Annotated in this window: 14 protein-coding genes; 4 read left to right on the top strand and 10 right to left on the bottom strand. The window is 61.1% G+C overall.

The genetic code is table 11. The features are described 5' to 3' along the window. Positions 1 to 46 precede the first annotated feature (46 nt). On the top strand, positions 47 to 493 hold the full coding sequence (locus ACTG2G_RS15900; RefSeq protein ID WP_005335423.1) for a PACE efflux transporter: 447 nt from the start codon (positions 47 to 49) through the stop codon (positions 491 to 493). Between the two features lie 162 nt (positions 494 to 655). Here ACTG2G_RS15900 and ACTG2G_RS15895 read toward each other — a convergent pair whose 3' ends face one another. Next, positions 656 to 1,012: a hypothetical protein gene (locus tag ACTG2G_RS15895; RefSeq protein WP_201959193.1), complete on the bottom strand. Its 357-nt coding sequence runs from the start codon at positions 1,010 to 1,012 to the stop codon at positions 656 to 658. 244 nt (positions 1,013 to 1,256) lie between these two features. On the opposite strand from ACTG2G_RS15895, the gene cutA reads away from it, so the two are divergent. The 3 genes from cutA (at position 1,257) to ACTG2G_RS15880 (ending at position 3,906) form a co-directional block, all read left to right on the top strand. Next, positions 1,257 to 1,574: a divalent-cation tolerance protein CutA gene (cutA, locus tag ACTG2G_RS15890; RefSeq protein WP_439985613.1), complete on the top strand. Its 318-nt coding sequence runs from the start codon at positions 1,257 to 1,259 to the stop codon at positions 1,572 to 1,574. Beyond that, positions 1,571 to 3,361, top strand: coding sequence for a protein-disulfide reductase DsbD (locus ACTG2G_RS15885; RefSeq protein WP_439985612.1), 1,791 nt, complete (start codon positions 1,571 to 1,573; stop codon positions 3,359 to 3,361). The genes cutA and ACTG2G_RS15885 overlap by 4 nt, the downstream gene beginning before the upstream one ends. A 131-nt stretch (positions 3,362 to 3,492) precedes the next feature. Continuing rightward, entirely contained in the window at positions 3,493 to 3,906 is a 414-nt protein-coding gene (locus ACTG2G_RS15880; protein ID WP_058058537.1) for a hypothetical protein, read from the top strand. A 54-nt stretch (positions 3,907 to 3,960) separates the two neighbouring features. On the opposite strand, the gene ACTG2G_RS15875 is transcribed toward ACTG2G_RS15880, so the two are convergent. The 9 genes from ACTG2G_RS15875 to putA form a co-directional block, all read right to left on the bottom strand. Further along, a complete protein-coding gene (locus ACTG2G_RS15875; RefSeq protein WP_337073331.1) occupies positions 3,961 to 4,548 on the bottom strand; it encodes a hypothetical protein in 588 nt (195 codons plus the stop codon). A gap of 229 nt (positions 4,549 to 4,777) precedes the next feature. Next, on the bottom strand, positions 4,778 to 6,082 hold the full coding sequence (locus ACTG2G_RS15870; protein WP_439985611.1) for an NAD(P)/FAD-dependent oxidoreductase: 1,305 nt from the start codon (positions 6,080 to 6,082) through the stop codon (positions 4,778 to 4,780). A 159-nt stretch (positions 6,083 to 6,241) separates the two neighbouring features. Beyond that, entirely contained in the window at positions 6,242 to 7,321 is a 1,080-nt protein-coding gene (fbaA, locus tag ACTG2G_RS15865) for a class II fructose-bisphosphate aldolase (RefSeq protein WP_005340963.1), read from the bottom strand. 115 nt (positions 7,322 to 7,436) lie between these two features. Further along, the gene (locus tag ACTG2G_RS15860) at positions 7,437 to 8,600 is read right to left on the bottom strand and encodes a phosphoglycerate kinase (protein WP_005340965.1); all 1,164 of its coding nucleotides are present in this window, start codon (positions 8,598 to 8,600) and stop codon (positions 7,437 to 7,439) included. Between the two features lie 61 nt (positions 8,601 to 8,661). Further along, positions 8,662 to 9,672, bottom strand: a complete 1,011-nt coding sequence (gene epd, locus ACTG2G_RS15855) for an erythrose-4-phosphate dehydrogenase (RefSeq protein ID WP_005335438.1) — start codon at positions 9,670 to 9,672, stop codon at positions 8,662 to 8,664. Between the two features lie 60 nt (positions 9,673 to 9,732). Next, positions 9,733 to 10,662, bottom strand: a complete 930-nt coding sequence (locus ACTG2G_RS15850) for an ROK family protein (RefSeq protein WP_201991988.1) — start codon at positions 10,660 to 10,662, stop codon at positions 9,733 to 9,735. Positions 10,663 to 10,773: 111 nt separating this feature from the next. Next, positions 10,774 to 11,841, bottom strand: coding sequence for a uroporphyrinogen decarboxylase (gene hemE / locus ACTG2G_RS15845; RefSeq protein ID WP_005335440.1), 1,068 nt, complete (start codon positions 11,839 to 11,841; stop codon positions 10,774 to 10,776). 170 nt (positions 11,842 to 12,011) lie between these two features. Next, a complete protein-coding gene (nudC, locus tag ACTG2G_RS15840; protein WP_439985610.1) occupies positions 12,012 to 12,791 on the bottom strand; it encodes an NAD(+) diphosphatase in 780 nt (259 codons plus the stop codon). Between the two features lie 221 nt (positions 12,792 to 13,012). After that, positions 13,013 to 16,177: a bifunctional proline dehydrogenase/L-glutamate gamma-semialdehyde dehydrogenase PutA gene (putA, locus tag ACTG2G_RS15835; protein ID WP_439985609.1), complete on the bottom strand. Its 3,165-nt coding sequence runs from the start codon at positions 16,175 to 16,177 to the stop codon at positions 13,013 to 13,015. Positions 16,178 to 16,326: the final 149 nt, after the last annotated feature.

The raw sequence follows: 16,326 nt of genomic DNA, 5'->3' as shown, positions 1-16,326 counted from the left end.
AGATTAACCTGCAATTCGTGAATGAACCTGATTGAGAGAGTGACTTATGCGTACCCGTAACGATCGCCTGCGCCATGCCATTGGCTTTGAATTTATTGGCCTGCTGATTGCCGCCCCGCTGGCCAGCTGGGTTACCGGGGTCGGGCTAAACCATATGGGCCCGCTGGCACTGTTCTTCTCGGTGCTGGCCACGGTCTGGAACTACATCTACAACATCGGGGTCGACAAGCTGCTGCTCAAATATCAGGGCCATACCCACAAAACCCTGTGGCAACGGGTGCTGCATACCTTCGGCTTTGAGGGCGGTCTGCTGATCGTCGCGCTGCCGGTCATGTCCTGGTGGCTGAGCGTCAGCATGCTGGAGGCGCTGGTGCTGGATCTGGGCTTCGTTGTCTTCTACCTGATCTATGCCTTCGTCTACAACTGGGGCTATGACAAGGTGTTTCCCATCCCCCGCGAAGTGCCGCACGGCATGCCCCAAGAGGCGCGCTAAGGCACGAATCAGTTGGATTGAAACCGAGAAGTGAAGGTCAACAAGGGAAGGCAACAGAAGAAACGGCACGGCCCCATCATGGCAGACATGATGGGGCCGCAACAGGGATCAGCGCTGGCAGGCCGGCTGATTCAGAGGTAAGGATTCAGGCCTGCCCGTCGCTCAAGCCTGGGCCTTGAGCTCTTCGCCGCTCTCGTCGGCAGCGGCAGCCTCTTCAGGCTGGGCCTGAGCAGCCTGCAGCGCTTCCAGCTCGCTCTGATAATCGCTCAGGATCTGCTGGGCAACCGCCATATCTCCCTTGTGTTTGCGCTCGAACAGATGGTGCTGCACCACGCCGTTGAGATATTCCACCGTGATGGGCTGCTCCAGGGTGGCCATCAGCTCCTCTCTCTCCAGCTCGGCATTGATTTCATCGGCGGTCGTGCGCAGCAGCCCGGCCAATTGAACCAACATGCGGCGCTCACCTTCGCGCAGCAGGCTCAACATGCGGTTTCTCTGCTGCTCATTCTGTTGGGTCATACATTTCCTTACGTCAATTGGGAACAAGCCCGCTCATTCTGCCCTGTCCCCATGACAGCGTCTATCTCATGCCCCCCACAAATTTTTAGCGCTGGCTCACAAATGGCTACAGATGCTATTTGAAGCGGCTCTGGGGTATAGTAGCCGCTGATTTTCAGGCGCTTTTTTCACCTTCATCCGCAGAAAAGGATGACACGGCAAGGGCGCCTGCCCGGTTTACCCCAACGAGGTGAAGATCCGCTTTATGACCGACGCCATTGTGGTGCTCTGCACCTGCCCAGATCAAACCAGTGCCGACCTTCTCTGCGAACAGCTGCTGAACCAGCGGCTGGCCGCCTGCATTAATCAACTGACGGGCATTACCTCCGTCTATCGCTGGCAAGGCAAGGTGGAGCGCGCCACCGAGATCCAGCTCATCATCAAATCCCGCCAGTCGCGCTTTGCCGAGCTGCAGGCATGCATTCAAACCCATCACCCCTATGAGGTGCCCGAGCTGCTGGCCCTGCCGGTGAGTGCCGGACTACCTGCCTATCTCGACTGGCTCAATGGGGAGACCTCATGACGTTCACCCGCGTGCTCTCTCCCCTGTTGCTGCTCTGTGCCCTGTTGATGACAGCGGTGGGCAGCTCCCCTGCCCACGCCAGCGGAGCCGATCTGCTCAGCTCGCTGGACATTGAAGCCAATGCCAAGCCCAAATTTTTGCAGGTCGATGAGGCCTTTCAGATCGAGAGCGAACAGCGTGGCGATCAGCTGCTGCTGACCCTCCACATCGCCGACGACTACTACCTCTATCGCCACAGCCTGCGCTTCAAGGGGAACAACCTCACCTTCAGCGAGCCGACCCTGCCGGAAGGCACCGAGCACGAGGATGACTTCTTCGGCAAGACCCGGGTCTACTACCAGCAGGTGAGCATCGCGGTGCCGCTAAAGGAGGTGGGGGAAAATGCCACCCTGCGGGTGCGCTATCAGGGCTGTACCGACGGCCTCTGCTACCCGCCGACCGACAAGCTGATCGATGTGGCCCCGCTGGTCACGGCAACCACAGCGTCCACTGCTGAAACGGCACAAAGCGTCGCACCGGTTAGCCAGCAAGATCAGCTGGCCGCAGCCCTCGGCCATCAGGGGTTCTGGCTCAGCATCGTCGCCTTCTTCGCGCTGGGGCTGGGGCTCGCCTTCACCCCCTGCGTCTTCCCCATGTACCCCATCCTGACCGGCATCATCGCCGGTGCCGACCATCGCCTCTCTACCGGTCGCGCCTTCCTGCTCTCCATGGTCTATGTGCAGGGGATGGCGGTCACCTACACCTTGTTGGGGCTGGTAGTGGCCTCGGCAGGGCTGAAATTCCAGGCTGCACTGCAACACCCCTATGTGCTGATCGGTCTATCGGTGATGTTCGTGCTGTTGGCCCTCTCCATGTTCGGGCTCTACACCCTGCAACTGCCGAGCAGTTTGCAAACCCGGCTCTCTGGCCTCTCCAACCGCCAGCAGGGCGGCTCGGTAGTCGGGGTCGCCATCATGGGGATGATCTCCGGGCTGGTCTGCTCCCCCTGCACCACGGCGCCGCTCTCGGGGGCGCTGATCTATGTGGCCCAGAGCGGCGATCTCTGGCTCGGCGGGGCGGCGCTCTATGCGCTCTCACTGGGGATGGGCCTGCCGCTGCTGCTGCTCGGCACCTCGGGTGGCAAGCTGCTGCCCAAGGCGGGCGCCTGGATGGATGTGATCAAGCAGCTGTTTGGTTTTGCCCTGCTGGCGGTGCCGATCCTGCTGCTGTCACGGCTCTGGAGCGATCAAGTTACTACCCTCGCCTGGCTCGGCTGGGGGCTGCTGCTGTGCGGCTACCTCTATCACCACAACCAGCACCAACCCCACTCGGTGGCCAAAAGCGTGCGCGGCTTCGTGCTGTTGCTGGCGATGATCAGCGCCGTGGTAGTGGGCAAGGATCTGCTGCAACCGGCCACCCCTGCTGCCATCACGGCGGATGCCAGTCAAACAGCGCCGCGGTTTATCCGCGTCAAGACGCTGGATGATCTCAAGGTGCAGCTGGCCGCCGCCCGCGGCAAGCCGGTGCTGCTCGACCTCTACGCCGACTGGTGCGTCGCCTGCAAGGAGTTCGAGCACAAGACCTTCAGCGACCCGGCGGTGAGGGCGCGCTTCGGCCAGATGGTGCTGCTGCAGGCGGATGTTACTGCCAACGACGATGCCGATATCGAGCTGCTCAACAGTCTCAATGTGCTGGGGCTGCCGACCCTCATCTTCTTCGACCGCGAGGGCAAGGAGCTGACAGGGCAGCGGGTCACCGGTTTTATGGGGCCTGCCGAGTTTCTGGGCAAACTTGATCAGCTACGCTGACCAACGGCACCCCTGTCGACAGGCAGGGGCCGCCTCATACGTTACGCACTGATTTTTCTGGCAATCCCTTGTATATGACCGGCAGCATGGCAGAATTTGCCCTTCGATTGTCTCGCCCGTCCGGAGTTTTGATGAAAAAGTGGTTCATCCCCCTGCTAGCCCTCTGGCTTTATGGCTGCAGTGCAGGGCCCGGTGAAGAGGATATCCGGAGCCAAGTTACCGCTAAGTTGCTGGCCGAGACAGACGCCAACCTGTTCGATATCAGCGACTTCACCATCCTCGGCAAGGAGGAGCGGATGGAGGGGGTCTATCTGGTCAAGGTAAGTTACCAGCTCCACTTCAAGCAGGGACTCGATCAGTTGCAGGTGTTGCACGACGAGGATCTGGTCTACGACCGGGTTGGCCCCTTCCAGCAGGAGATGGGGCTGATGGAGCTCGAGCGCAAATATGGCGAGTTCGAGGCGGGCCAGGTGCTGCCACAAGAGGCCGAGGTGTGGATGATGAAGGACGAACAGGGGTGGCGGCTGGCGGAACCGGCCCAATAAAGCGCTTTCCGCCCCTTATGCTGTGCAACGGCGAGGCTGCCGTTGCCAACCAGCTCAAACCTGGGTATCGACCCGATACCCTTTTCGCTCTGCAGGTTCGTTCGGCAGCTTGCTGGCCAACCCTGACAGCACCTCCTTGAGGGTTACCCCTCTCTCTGCCGCACCGCTGCTCTCCAGCAGCTTGGTCAGCTGGCTCTGCAAGGGATTGACCGCTTCGATCTCGGCTCCTTGCTCGCTCTCTTTTTCCTGTCCGCCCTGTTGCTCCAGCGTCTCCAGCAGGCGCTCCAGATCCCGCTTGAGCGGGTTTTCGCTGCTGTCGGCGATGGCGAGTTTGCGCTGTTCCTGCTCTTGCCGCTGTTGTTGCTGCAATGCCAGCTGTTGCTCCTGCTGCTGTTGCAGGGAGCCCATCATGGTGTTGATGAACGCTTCCAGCGAATCCCTGATTGAAACAGTGCCACCGCCGCTGCTCTCCCCTTGGGATGACAGCCCTAGCTCATCCAGCACAGCGCCAAGGTCGCGCACCAGGCTGTCACTGCCCGTTGATGGTGAAGTTGCAGCCCGCTCCTGTGCCTGCACAGCGGGAGAACCCTGCCGTTGCGACAGCGGGCTCAGCCCGCCTGACGCGACTACATTTATCTCCATCTTGGTCCTCCTCCCCCCGTCTTCGGCCCTTTCTCGGCGAATATTGCGGCAATCTGACAACCCCTTGGCAGATAACCGCTCTCACACCTAAAAGATAGCGCCAATCGGACGAGATTGGCGCGAATGCATCTTTTGGTCTATCAGGCGGAACGATAGTGCCAACCCGCTATAAACAAGGGCTGGCAAGGGGGCTTCGTTCAGCCAGCACTGCACAGGCTGACAATCGGAGTCAGAGGATATCCTTCATCCGGTGCCACAGCATACCCAAAGCCAGCAACGGAGAGCGCAGCGCCGGGCCGCCGGGGAAGGTGATATGGGGCACGCTGGCAAAGAGATCGAAACCCCGACTTTCACCGCGGATCGCCTCGGCCACCAGCTTGCCCGCCATATGGGTGGCGTTGAGGCCGTGACCCGAATAGGCCTGGGCGTAGAATACGTTTGGGTATTCCTTCAAGCGGCCAATCTGCGGCAGCCGGTTGGCGCCGATCCCGATCATGCCGCCCCACTGAAACTCGATGGCAGTGCCAGCCAGCTCGGGGAAGACTCGCAGCATCTTGGGCAACATAAAGGCCTTGATATCCTTCGGGTCTCGCCCCGAATAGTTGCAGGCGCCGCCAAACAGCAGGCGGCCATCGGCAGAGAGGCGGTAGTAGTCGAGAGCCACGTTCTGATCGCACACTGCCATGTTTTGCGGCAGCAATCGCTGGCGCAAGCGGCGATCGAGCACCTCGGTGGCGAGGATGTAGGAGCCCGCGGGCAGCACCCGCCCCCCCAGCTCCGGATTGAGGTCGTTGAGATAGGCGTTGCAGCCGATCACCAGATAATCGGCAGTGACCCGGCCGTGGGCGGTGGTCACCTCGACCTGCTTGCCGTAGTCGATATGGGTCACTCTGGAGTGTTCAAACAGGGAGACCCCGAGGCTGGCGGCGGCGCGCGCCTCGCCGAGCGCAAGATTGAGAGGATGCAGGTGGCCGGAGCCCATGTCGATAAGGCCGCCGATATAGCGATCCGATCCCACCACGCTATGGATATCTTCCCGCGGTACCAGCTTGAGTTCGTGCTCATAGCCGAGGCTCGCCAGATGCGCGAGATCCTCTTCGAAACCAGCCAGATGACGCTGACGGGTGGCCAGATCGCAGTAGCCCCAGGTGAGATCGCACTCGATGTTGAAGCGCTCAACCCGCTCGCGCACCAGCTGCACCGCCTCCAGCCCCATCAGATCCAGCTCGCGCACCCCATCCTCACCAATCCAGCGGGCGAACTGGCTGGTATCGTGACCGATACCGCGAATAAGCTGGCCGCCGTTGCGCCCAGAGGCGCCCCAGCCGATACGGTTGGCCTCCAGCAAGGCGACCTTGTAACCGGCATCAGCCAGATTGATGGCGGTATTGAGACCGGTAAAGCCGCCGCCGATGATGCAGACGTCAGCCTTGTGCTCCCCCTCCAGCTCGGGCCACTGTTGCGAGTCGTTGCGGGTGGCCGCGTAGTAGGAGGCGACGTGCTCCTGATATCCGTTGTGCTTTCCTGCCTGCATACTCAGCATCCTGCCTTGGTTGCAAATTGTTTAATAAAATAAGCAAAGTTGTTTCGATAATACCCAGTTCCCCCTCCACTCACCAACCGGTGCGGATCACAGAAATGCAAAAGGCGCCCCGAAGGGCGCCTTTTCATGCAATCAAGGTGCGGTAACGAATTACAGTACGTCGATGGCGTTCAGGTCGGAGAATGCTTTCTCCAGACGAGCGATCATGGAAGTCTGACCTTCACGCAGCCATACACGCGGATCGTAGTACTTCTTGTTCGGCTTGTCGGCGCCTTCCGGGTTGCCCAGCTGGCCTTGCAGGTAAGCTTCGTTCTTCTTGTAGAAGTTCAGCAGACCTTCCCAGGTTGCCCACTGGGTGTCGGTGTCGATGTTCATCTTCACTACGCCGTAGGAGATGGACTCGCGGATCTCTTCCAGAGTGGAACCTGAACCACCGTGGAATACGAAGTCCAGAGACTTGGCTGGAACGCCAAACTTCTCGGAAACGTACTTCTGGGAAGCGTCCAGGATGGACGGGGTCAGCTTGACGTTACCCGGCTTGTATACACCGTGTACGTTGCCGAAGGAGGCAGCGATGGTGAAACGCGGGCTGATCTTGGACAGACGCTCGTAAGCGTAAGCAACATCTTCCGGCTGGGTGTACAGAGCGGACTGATCCATGTGGCTGTTGTCGACGCCGTCTTCTTCGCCACCGGTGCAACCCAGTTCCAGCTCCAGAGTCATGTTCATCTTGGCCATGCGGGTCAGGTACTCGCAGCAGATGTCGATGTTCTCTTCCAGAGACTCTTCGGACAGATCCAGCATGTGGGAGGAGAATAGCGGCTTGCCGGTTTCAGCAAAGTGCTTCTCGCCCGCTTCCAGCAGACCATCGATCCACGGCAGCAGCTTCTTGGCAGCGTGGTCGGTGTGCAGGATTACCGGCACGCCGTAAGCTTCGGCAACAGCGTGCACGTGCTTGGCACCAGAGATGGCACCCAGGATGGCAGCTTTCTGACCTTCCAGCTTCAGACCCTTACCGGCGGTGAACACGGCACCACCGTTGGAGAACTGAACGATAACCGGCGCTTTAACCTTGGCGGCAGCTTCCAGTACGGCGTTCACGGAGTCGGTACCAACGCAGTTTACGGCCGGCAGAGCAAAGCCGTTCTCTTTAGCGATGGCGAACACTTTCTGAACGTCATCACCAGTGATCACGCCGGGTTTTACGAAGTCGAAAATTTTCTTAGACATGTTTAATCGTCCTGTCTCGTATGCCGTTAATAAAAAATGGGGGGTTCATCATGAACCGGCACAGCGGGCACATGATAAACGAAACGGGAGGCTTTTGCCCCCCGTTCCGGGTCAATTAGGCTTTGGCGCGCTGTTCCAGAATCGCAACAGCCGGCAGTACCTTGCCTTCTACGAACTCCAGGAAGGCGCCGCCGCCAGTGGAGATGTAGGAGACTTTGTCAGCGATGCCGAACTTGTCGATGGCAGCCAGGGTGTCACCACCGCCAGCGATGGAGAAGGCCGGAGAAGCAGCGATGGCTTCAGCGATAACCTTGGTACCTTCAGCGAACTGGTCGAACTCGAACACGCCAACCGGACCGTTCCACAGGATGGTCTTGGCGTTCATGATGATGTCAGCCAGAGCCTTGGCAGAATCCGGGCCGATGTCGAAGATCATGTCGCCGTCGGTCACATCGTTAACAGACTTGATGGTCGCCGGAGTGGACTCGGAGAACTCGGCACCTACAACCACGTCGGTGGTCACCGGAATGTTGGTCTCAGCAGCCAGTTTCTTGGCGGTGTCGATCAGGTCGTGCTCGCACAGGGACTTGCCGACGTTGTGACCGGCAGCAGCGATGAAGGTGTTGGCGATGCCACCACCGACAACCAGCTGGTCAGCGATCTTGGAGAGGGACTCCAGAACGGTCAGCTTGGTGGAGACCTTGGAGCCGCCAACGATGGCAACCATCGGGCGCTCGGGCTTCAGCATGGCTTTGCCCAGGGCTTCCAGTTCACCCGCCAGCAGCGGACCGGCACAAGCAACAGGTGCGAACTGAGCCACACCGTAGGTGGAACCTTCGGCGCGGTGAGCAGTACCGAACGCATCCATTACAAAGACATCACACAGGGCGGCGTATTTTTTGGCCAGCTCTTCGGTGTTCTTCTTCTCGCCTTTGTTGAAGCGGCAGTTTTCCAGCACAACCAGCTCACCGGCAGCGACTTCTACGCCATCCAAGTAATCCTTGGCCAGGCGAACCGGGCAGGACAGAGCGTCTTTCAGATAGTTGACAACCGGAGCCAGGGAGAATTCTTCGTTGTATTCACCCTCGGTCGGACGACCCAGGTGGGAGGTGATCATCAGCTTGGCGCCCTTTTCCAGAGCCAGCTTGATGGTCGGCAGAGTCGCAACGATACGTGCATCGGAGGTGACCTTGCCGTCTTTTACCGGTACGTTCAGGTCAGCACGGATCAGAACGCGTTTACCCGCCAGATCCAGGTCAGTCATCTTGATAACAGACATATTCAGTCCTCTATATTTTCCAGGTAATGTTAAAAACAGTAACCTTTCGCCCGGGGCAGGCTCAGCCTGCGGCCATCATGGCCCGGGTGGTATCCAGCATCCGGTTCGCGAAGCCCCATTCGTTATCGCACCACATCAACATCTTGACGAGGTTGGCATCGCTCACCCGGGTCTGGGTACCATCAATGATGCAGGAGTGTGCATCATGATTGAAGTCTACGGAGACCAGCGGTTCTTCCGTGTAATCCAGAATACCGTGTAATGTACCTCTGGATGCCCGTTGCAGGGCTTGATTTACGTCAGTAACTGTCACTTTTTTACGAACAGTAATACTGAGATCCATCGCTGTTACATTGATGGTCGGCACCCGCACCGCGATCGCCTCGAACTTGCCGGCGAAGTGGGGCAGGATACGCTCCAGCCCCTTTGCCAGCTTGGTGTCCACCGGAATGATGGACTGACTGGCAGCGCGGGTTCGGCGCAAGTCACTGTGGTAGGCATCGATGACTTGCTGATCATGCATGGCCGAATGAATTGTCGTAATAGTACCACAATTTATCTCGAATTCTCGATGCAATGTTTCAATCACCGGCACCACGCAGTTGGTGGTACAGGAGGCGTTGGAGACAATCCGCTCCGCTCCGGTGAGGGTATGATGGTTGACCCCGTAGACCACGGTGGCATCCACATCCGCATCCGCCGGGTGGGAGAAGAGCACCTTGCCCGCCCCCGCCGCCAGATGCAGCTCGGCATCGGCCCGCGAGCCAAACACCCCGGTGCAATCGAGCACCACATCGACCCCCAGCGCCCGCCACGGCAGCTTTGACGGATCCCGCTCGGCAAACAGGGAGATGAGATCCTCCCCCACCAGCATGCTGTTGCCCGCCAGTTGCACCGGATGGTGGAAGCGACCGTGACTGGTATCGTAACGGGTCAGGTGCACCATGGCCTCGGGGGCCGCCAGCTCGTTGATGGCGACGATCTTGATGGTCTTGTCGCGCCCGCTTTCATAGAGGGCTCGCAACACGTTGCGACCGATCCGCCCGTAACCATTGATGGCAATCTTGATCATCGAGAATCCGTTTCCTTGAACCAGCAACAGGGCGGCGCACCGGCCGCCCGGGAGCCCCGGCTACGACAGCAGGGCCTCCTTGAATTCACCGCGGGCCAGCAGTGCGGCCCCGAATACCCCGGCACTGTCGCCAAGGGCAGGAGCAATAATGGGGGCTCTGAAGCGGGGATTAAAGAGGAAGGGCAAAATTGTCTGCCGCCCTGCGCTGTAAAGGCTCTGCACATTGCCCACCCCGCCACCGATGACGATCACATCCGGGTCGAGAATATTGACCACATTGGCCAGCGCCTGACCAAACAGCAGATGCAGCCGGTCGATGGTGAGCTTGGCCACATGATCGTGAGCCGTGGCGGCCGCGATTTGGGCGAGCGAGAGGCGGCGCTTGGCCTTGGCCTCGTACCAGGCCTCCAGCGCCGGACCGCTGATCAGGGTCTCGACGCAGCCGCGCTTGCCGCAGTAGCACTCGGGGCCATCAGGGGAAAGCACATTGTGGCCCCACTCACCGGCGATGCCGTGGTGGCCGTTGAGGATCTGGCCGTTGATGACGATGCCGGAGCCGACCCCGGTGCCCATGATGATGCCGAACACCACTTTCGCATCGGGATGGTGCTGGCGCACTGCACCGAGATGGGTTTCTGCCAGCGCGAAGCAGTTGGCGTCGTTGGCGATCAGCACCGGCACGCCCAGCTTGCGCTCCAGATCCTCCTTGAACGGCTTGCCGTTGAGCTCGGTGGTGTTGCAGTTCTTCATCAGGCCGGTCTGCGGATCACGCGCCCCCGGCGTGCCCATGCCGATGACGGCCGGGCGCTGGCCAATCTTCTCGGCGCACTCTGCCACCAGCTTGGCGATCTGGCCGATCATGTGCTCATAACCGCCAGCCCGCTCGGTGGGGATGCGGTGGCGCAGCAGCACCTCGTCACCATCCAGCACCACGCATTCACACTTGGTACCGCCAAGATCGATACCCCAATCCAGTGACTTGCTGCTCATCTTGCCTCCTGCACGGGCACCACGTTCTCGTCGTTGCAGCGCCTATTTCAATGTAAAACGGGGCCTTGCGGCCCCGGATATCAAACACACTCTTCTTCTCTCGCCCCGGCCTTAGCGGCCGTGATACTGGGCAGAGAGCTCGTGCACCGCGTTGACGAACACACCGGCGTGTTCCGGGTTCACATCCTGATGGATGCCGTGGCCGAGGTTGAATACGTGGCCATTGCCGTGGCCGAAACCGGCCAGGATGGAGGCGACCTCTTCACGGATGCGAGCCGGGGTAGCGTAGAGCATGGAGGGATCCATGTTGCCCTGCAGCGCCACCTTGTCACCGACCCGGCGCTTGGCATCGGCGATGTCGGTGGTCCAGTCCAGACCCAGCGCATCGCAACCGGTGGCGGCGATCTGCTCCAGCCACTGACCGCCGTTTTTGGTGAACAGGGTGACCGGCACACGGCGACCGTCGTGCTCGCGGATCAGACCATCGACAATCTTGTGCATGTACTGCAGGGAGAAGTCGCGGTAATCGCGCGGGGTGAGCACGCCGCCCCAGGTGTCGAACACCATGACCGCCTGCGCACCCGCCTTGATCTGGGCGTTGAGGTAAGCAATCACGCTGTCGGCCAGCTTGTCGAGCAGCAGGTGCAGGGTTTGCGGCTCAGCGTACATCATCTGCTTGATCTTGGTGAACGCCTTGGAGCTGCCCCCCTCCACCATGTAGGTGGCCAGAGTCCATGGGCTGCCGGAGAAGCCGATGAGCGGCACTTCACCCTTCAGCTCGCGGCGGATGGTGCGCACCGCATTCATCACGTAGCCCAGCTCATCTTCCGGATCCGGGATCGGCAGCGCCTGCACATCGGCCATGGAGGTGATCGGACGCTCGAAGCGCGGGCCTTCACCCTGCTCGAAGTAGAGACCGAGCCCCATGGCATCAGGCACGGTGAGGATGTCGGAGAAGAGGATGGCGGCATCGAGCGGGTAGCGGCGCAGCGGCTGCAGGGTGACTTCACAGGCCAGCTCGGCGTTGCGGCACAGGGACATGAAATCCCCCGCCTGGGCGCGAGTCGCCTTGTATTCCGGCAGATAACGGCCAGCCTGGCGCATCATCCATACCGGGGTCATGTCCACATCCTGACGCAGCAAAGCGCGCAGGTATCGATCGTTCTTCAGCTCTTTCATCCCAGTTCCTGAGTTCGTATCACGCATAAAATGGCGGCCATAATACCACTTTGCCCACCGGATCGGACTGCCCAAAACGTGGCAAATGGACGCGCGGTTGCAAAGATGTGAAGGGGCGCAAACCTGACCGCTCCGTTCCCGAAAGAATTGGCGAAAAGATAAGCGCCTCGTTACCCCTCGCCCGCCAGCGAACGCTCGATCAGCTGCCGGGCGATGGTGCCGTGGGGCGGCAAACGCGGCAGCCGGTCGGCGGCAAAGAAAGCGGCGGCGACCAGTTCGTCATCCTGCACCTTGATCTCGCCGCTCTCGTAGTCGGCGGTGAAGCCCATCATCAGGCTGTGGGGGAATGGCCAGGGCTGGCTCGCCACATAGCGCACATTGCGCACCCGGACGCCGCTCTCCTCGAACACCTCTCGCGCCACGCACTGCTCGAGGTTCTCCCCCGCCTCCACAAAGCCGGCCAGCACGGTATACATGGGATCGTCCGCCTGATAGTGACGGCGATGGGCTGCCAAGAGGATCTCCGACCCCTTGCGCACCGCCACGATAATGCAGGGGGAGATGCGCGGATAGACGCTGTGGCCGTGGTGGCACACCTGCGCCCACTCCCCCGCCTTCGGGGTCATGGGGGCGCCGCACTCGCCGCAGAAACGGTGGGTGCGGCGGAAGGTGGCGAGCTGCCAGGCACGACCGGCGAGACGAAAGCCCTCCTCGTCTCCCTCCACCATCAGCTGGCGCAGCGGGCTCATGGCGCTCGTGTCGGCCTCAGCCCCCAGATCGAGCAGATAGCAGGGCAGCCCCTGCCACTCATCAAAACGCTCGAAACGGGCACCGGCCAGCGCTGCGGGCAGGCACGCTTTACTTCCTTGTGGCACCTCTCCCTGCTGATCGAGCAGTACCAGATGATCGCCCCCCAGCACGAACCAGCGGGCTTGTTCGGTTAATGACATCAGATAAACACTCTCGTTAAAACAAAACCCTGACCACGGCTGGCCGAGCAAGGGGCAAACGCCGCGCGAATAGCTCCCATCTTACGACCAGCACGGGTCGCTGACGACCCCGCCGTGGCCGATTGTCCCATTCGTAAAAAACGGATGGCGCAAATAAAGAGGCCGCCCGAAGGCGGCCCGTTGTTATCCGGCATCCCGTATCCAGCCTCTATCAACGCGGATCAGGCATCGCCCATCGCCAGCAGGGAGGCGTTGCCGCCCACTGCAGTGGTGTTGATGGTGCGGGTCTTCTCGGTAACAAACCGCCCGAGATAGTGGGGGCCACCCGCCTTGGGACCGGTACCGGAGAGCCCCTGCCCGCCGAACGGCTGCACCCCGACCATGGCGCCGATCTGGTTGCGGTTGATGTAGACGTTACCGACATTGATGCGGCTCGCCAGCTCCTCGGCGTGAGATTCGTTGCGGCTGTGGATCCCCAGCGTCAGGCCGTAGCCGGTGCCGTTGATATCGCTGATCACCTTGTCCAGATCCCGGGTGGCGTAGCGCACCACGTGCAGGATGGGGCCGAACTGCTCCTTGGCCAGCTCGCGGATGGAGCCGATCTCCAGCGCGGTCGGCTGGACAAAGTGCCCTTCCATGGTCGTGGGCGGCATCGGCGCCTGCGCGATCAGGCGAGCACGCGGGATCATGTAGGCGAGGTGGGCATCGAGACCGGCCTTGGCATCGGCATCGATCACCGGGCCGACGTCGGTGTTGTGCTCGGCCGGGTTGCCCACTTTCAGCTCCTGCATGGCGCCGGTGAGGATCTCCAGCACCCGCTCGGCGATCTCCTCCTGCAGGTAGAGCACCCGCAGGGCGGAGCAGCGCTGACCGGCGCTCTGGAAGGCGGCGCTCACCACGTCGCGCACCACCTGCTCCGGCAGCGCGGTGGAGTCGACGATCATGGCGTTCTGGCCGCCGGTTTCGGCGATAAGCGGCAGGATGGCGCCATCGCGCTGGGCCAGGGTCATGTTGATGAGCTTGGCGGTCTCGGTGGAGCCGGTGAAGCAGACGCCGCCAATGCGCGGATCCGCTGTCAGCTTGGCACCGACGGTGGCACCGTCACCGGGCAGCAGTTGCAGCACGTCGCCCGGAATACCGGCCTGATGGGCCAGCGTCACCGCCAGATGGGCGATAAGGCCGGTCTGCTCCGCCGGTTTGGCAATGACGGTGTTGCCGGTGGCCAGCGCAGCAGAAATTTGGCCGAGGAAAATCGCCAGCGGGAAGTTCCACGGGCTGATGCAGACAAAGACGCCGCGCCCCTGCAGGAACAGCTCGTTCTGCTCGCCGGTATAACCGGGCAACAGGGTCGCCTGCCCCATCAGTCCACGGGCCTGCACCGCGTAGTAGCGGCAGAAATCGACCGCTTCACGCACCTCGTCGATGCCATCTTGCAGCAGCTTGCCCGCCTCGCGGGTACAGAGGGAGACGAACTGCTCGCGGTTCGCTTCCAGCAGATCCGCCAGCTTCTCCAGCGCGGCCGCACGCTCGCTCACCGGTGTTTCGCGCCAGCGCGGGAAGGCGGCGTGGGCGGATGCCAAGGCCTGCTCCACCGCCTGCTCGTCGGCCCAGTGGATCTTGCCAACGGTGAGGCTCACATCCTGCGGGCTCAGCACGGTACGTGCCTCGCTGCGCTTGAGGGTCTCGCCATCGACGATGGGGCCCGCCAGCCACTGCTTGCTCTCCAGCTCTTTCAAGCGGGCGAAGAAGGGGCGCTGGATGGAGAGGATGTTCATGTTGACGCCGCTGGAGTTCTTGCGGTCGCTGAACAGGTTCACCGGTTGGGGAATGCGGTCGTTGGCAAAGCCGGAGTAGCGCTTGAGGGTGCGCAGCGGGTGCTCGGCCAGCGAGTCCACCGGTGTATTGGGATCCACCAGCTTGTGAACGAAGGAGGTGTTGGCCCCGTTCTCCAGCAGGCGGCGCACCAGATAGGGCAGCAAGTCCTTGTGGGCGCCGACCGGCGCGTAGATGCGGCAGTGCAGGCCGGGATTGTCGTTCAGCACAGCGTTGTGCAGCTCCTCGCCCATGCCGTGCAGGCGCTGGAATTCAAACTGGCGATCACCGGCCATCTCCAGAATGCTGACCACGGTATTGGCGTTGTGGGTGGCAAACTGGGGAGCGATAAAGCCGCGGGTCGGCTCGCTCAGCAGGTAGCGGGCGCAGGCGAGGTAGGAGATATCGGTACCCGCCTTGCGGGTAAACAGCGGGTAGCCGGGCAGGCCCGCCTGCTGGGCATATTTCAGTTCGCTGTCCCAGTAGGCGCCTTTTACCAAGCGAACCGGAATGAGGTCACCCTGCTCGCGGGCCAGTTCGGTGAGCCAGCAGAGTACCGGCAGGGCGCGCTTGGAGTAGGCCTGCACCACCATGCCGAGTTTGCCCCAACCACGGTTGGCGTCGGAGCGGTACAGCTGCTCGAACAGATCCAGCGACAGCTCGAGGCGGTCCATCTCTTCGGCATCGATGCTGATGGCCACATCCTTGTCGCGGGCCAGACGCACCAGCCCCACCAGCCGCTCGCACATCTCGCCGAGCACCCGCTCGCGGTTGGCCACGTCATAGCGTGGATGGAGCGCCGAGAGCTTGATGGAGATGGAAGGGGCCGGGCCGCCGTCGCTGATCCGCTCATTGCCCACCGCCTCGATGGCGTTGCGGTAATCGGTCAGATACTTGTCGGCATCCTGCATGGTCAGCGCCGACTCACCCAGCATGTCGTAGGTGTGGGTGTAACCCAGCTCGCGGGATTTGCGGCTCGCCTTGAGTGCCTCTTTCATGTCGCGACCCAGCACGAACTGCTTGCCCATGATCTTCATGGCGGCGTACATGGCGGAACGCACCACCGGCTCCCCCAGCTTGTTGACCATGCGGCCCAGCAGGTTGGCCGGGTTGCCGTCGAGCTTCTTGTCGAGCTTGATGATCTTGCCGGTCAGCATCAGCCCCCAGGTGGAGGCGTTGACCAGAGTAGAATCGCTCTTGCGGAAATGGGAGGACCAGTTGGCGCCGGAGAGCTTGTCCTTGATCAGGGCATCGGCGGTCTCGGCATCGGGAATGCGCAGCAGCGCCTCGGCCAGACACATCAGGATAATCCCCTCCTGAGTATCCAGGCTGTACTCCTGCAGGAAGGCGTCGATACCGTCACCGGAGCCGCTCTCCTTGCGCACCTTGGTCACCAGGGTACGGGCACGCTGGGTCACCTGCTCCAGCGAGGCGCCATCCCCCGGCAGCATGGCCGACAGTTCGGCCAGATAGGCATTTTCATCCACCACGTAGTTCTGGGTGATGGCTTCGCGCAGGGCGGCCAGATCGGAGGGGATATAGTCAGCGGCAAGCACTTGAGTAGCTTTGAACATATGGGGTCTTCCTGTACGCCCTAGGGCTAATATCGACAAAGGCGGACGCGCCGCCGAAACGCCGATAATGTATACAATATTGCACCCTATATGAAATGAATTTGTTGCCACTCTTTAACAAAGATCGCTCATTCCCCCCATGAATTCCC

This window comes from Aeromonas sp. 55A (genome assembly GCF_051919665.1).
Lineage (GTDB): Bacteria > Pseudomonadota > Gammaproteobacteria > Enterobacterales > Aeromonadaceae > Aeromonas > Aeromonas veronii.
The sequence above is the reverse complement of the archived record's forward strand: the minus strand, read 5'-3'. Positions and strand labels throughout refer to the sequence as shown.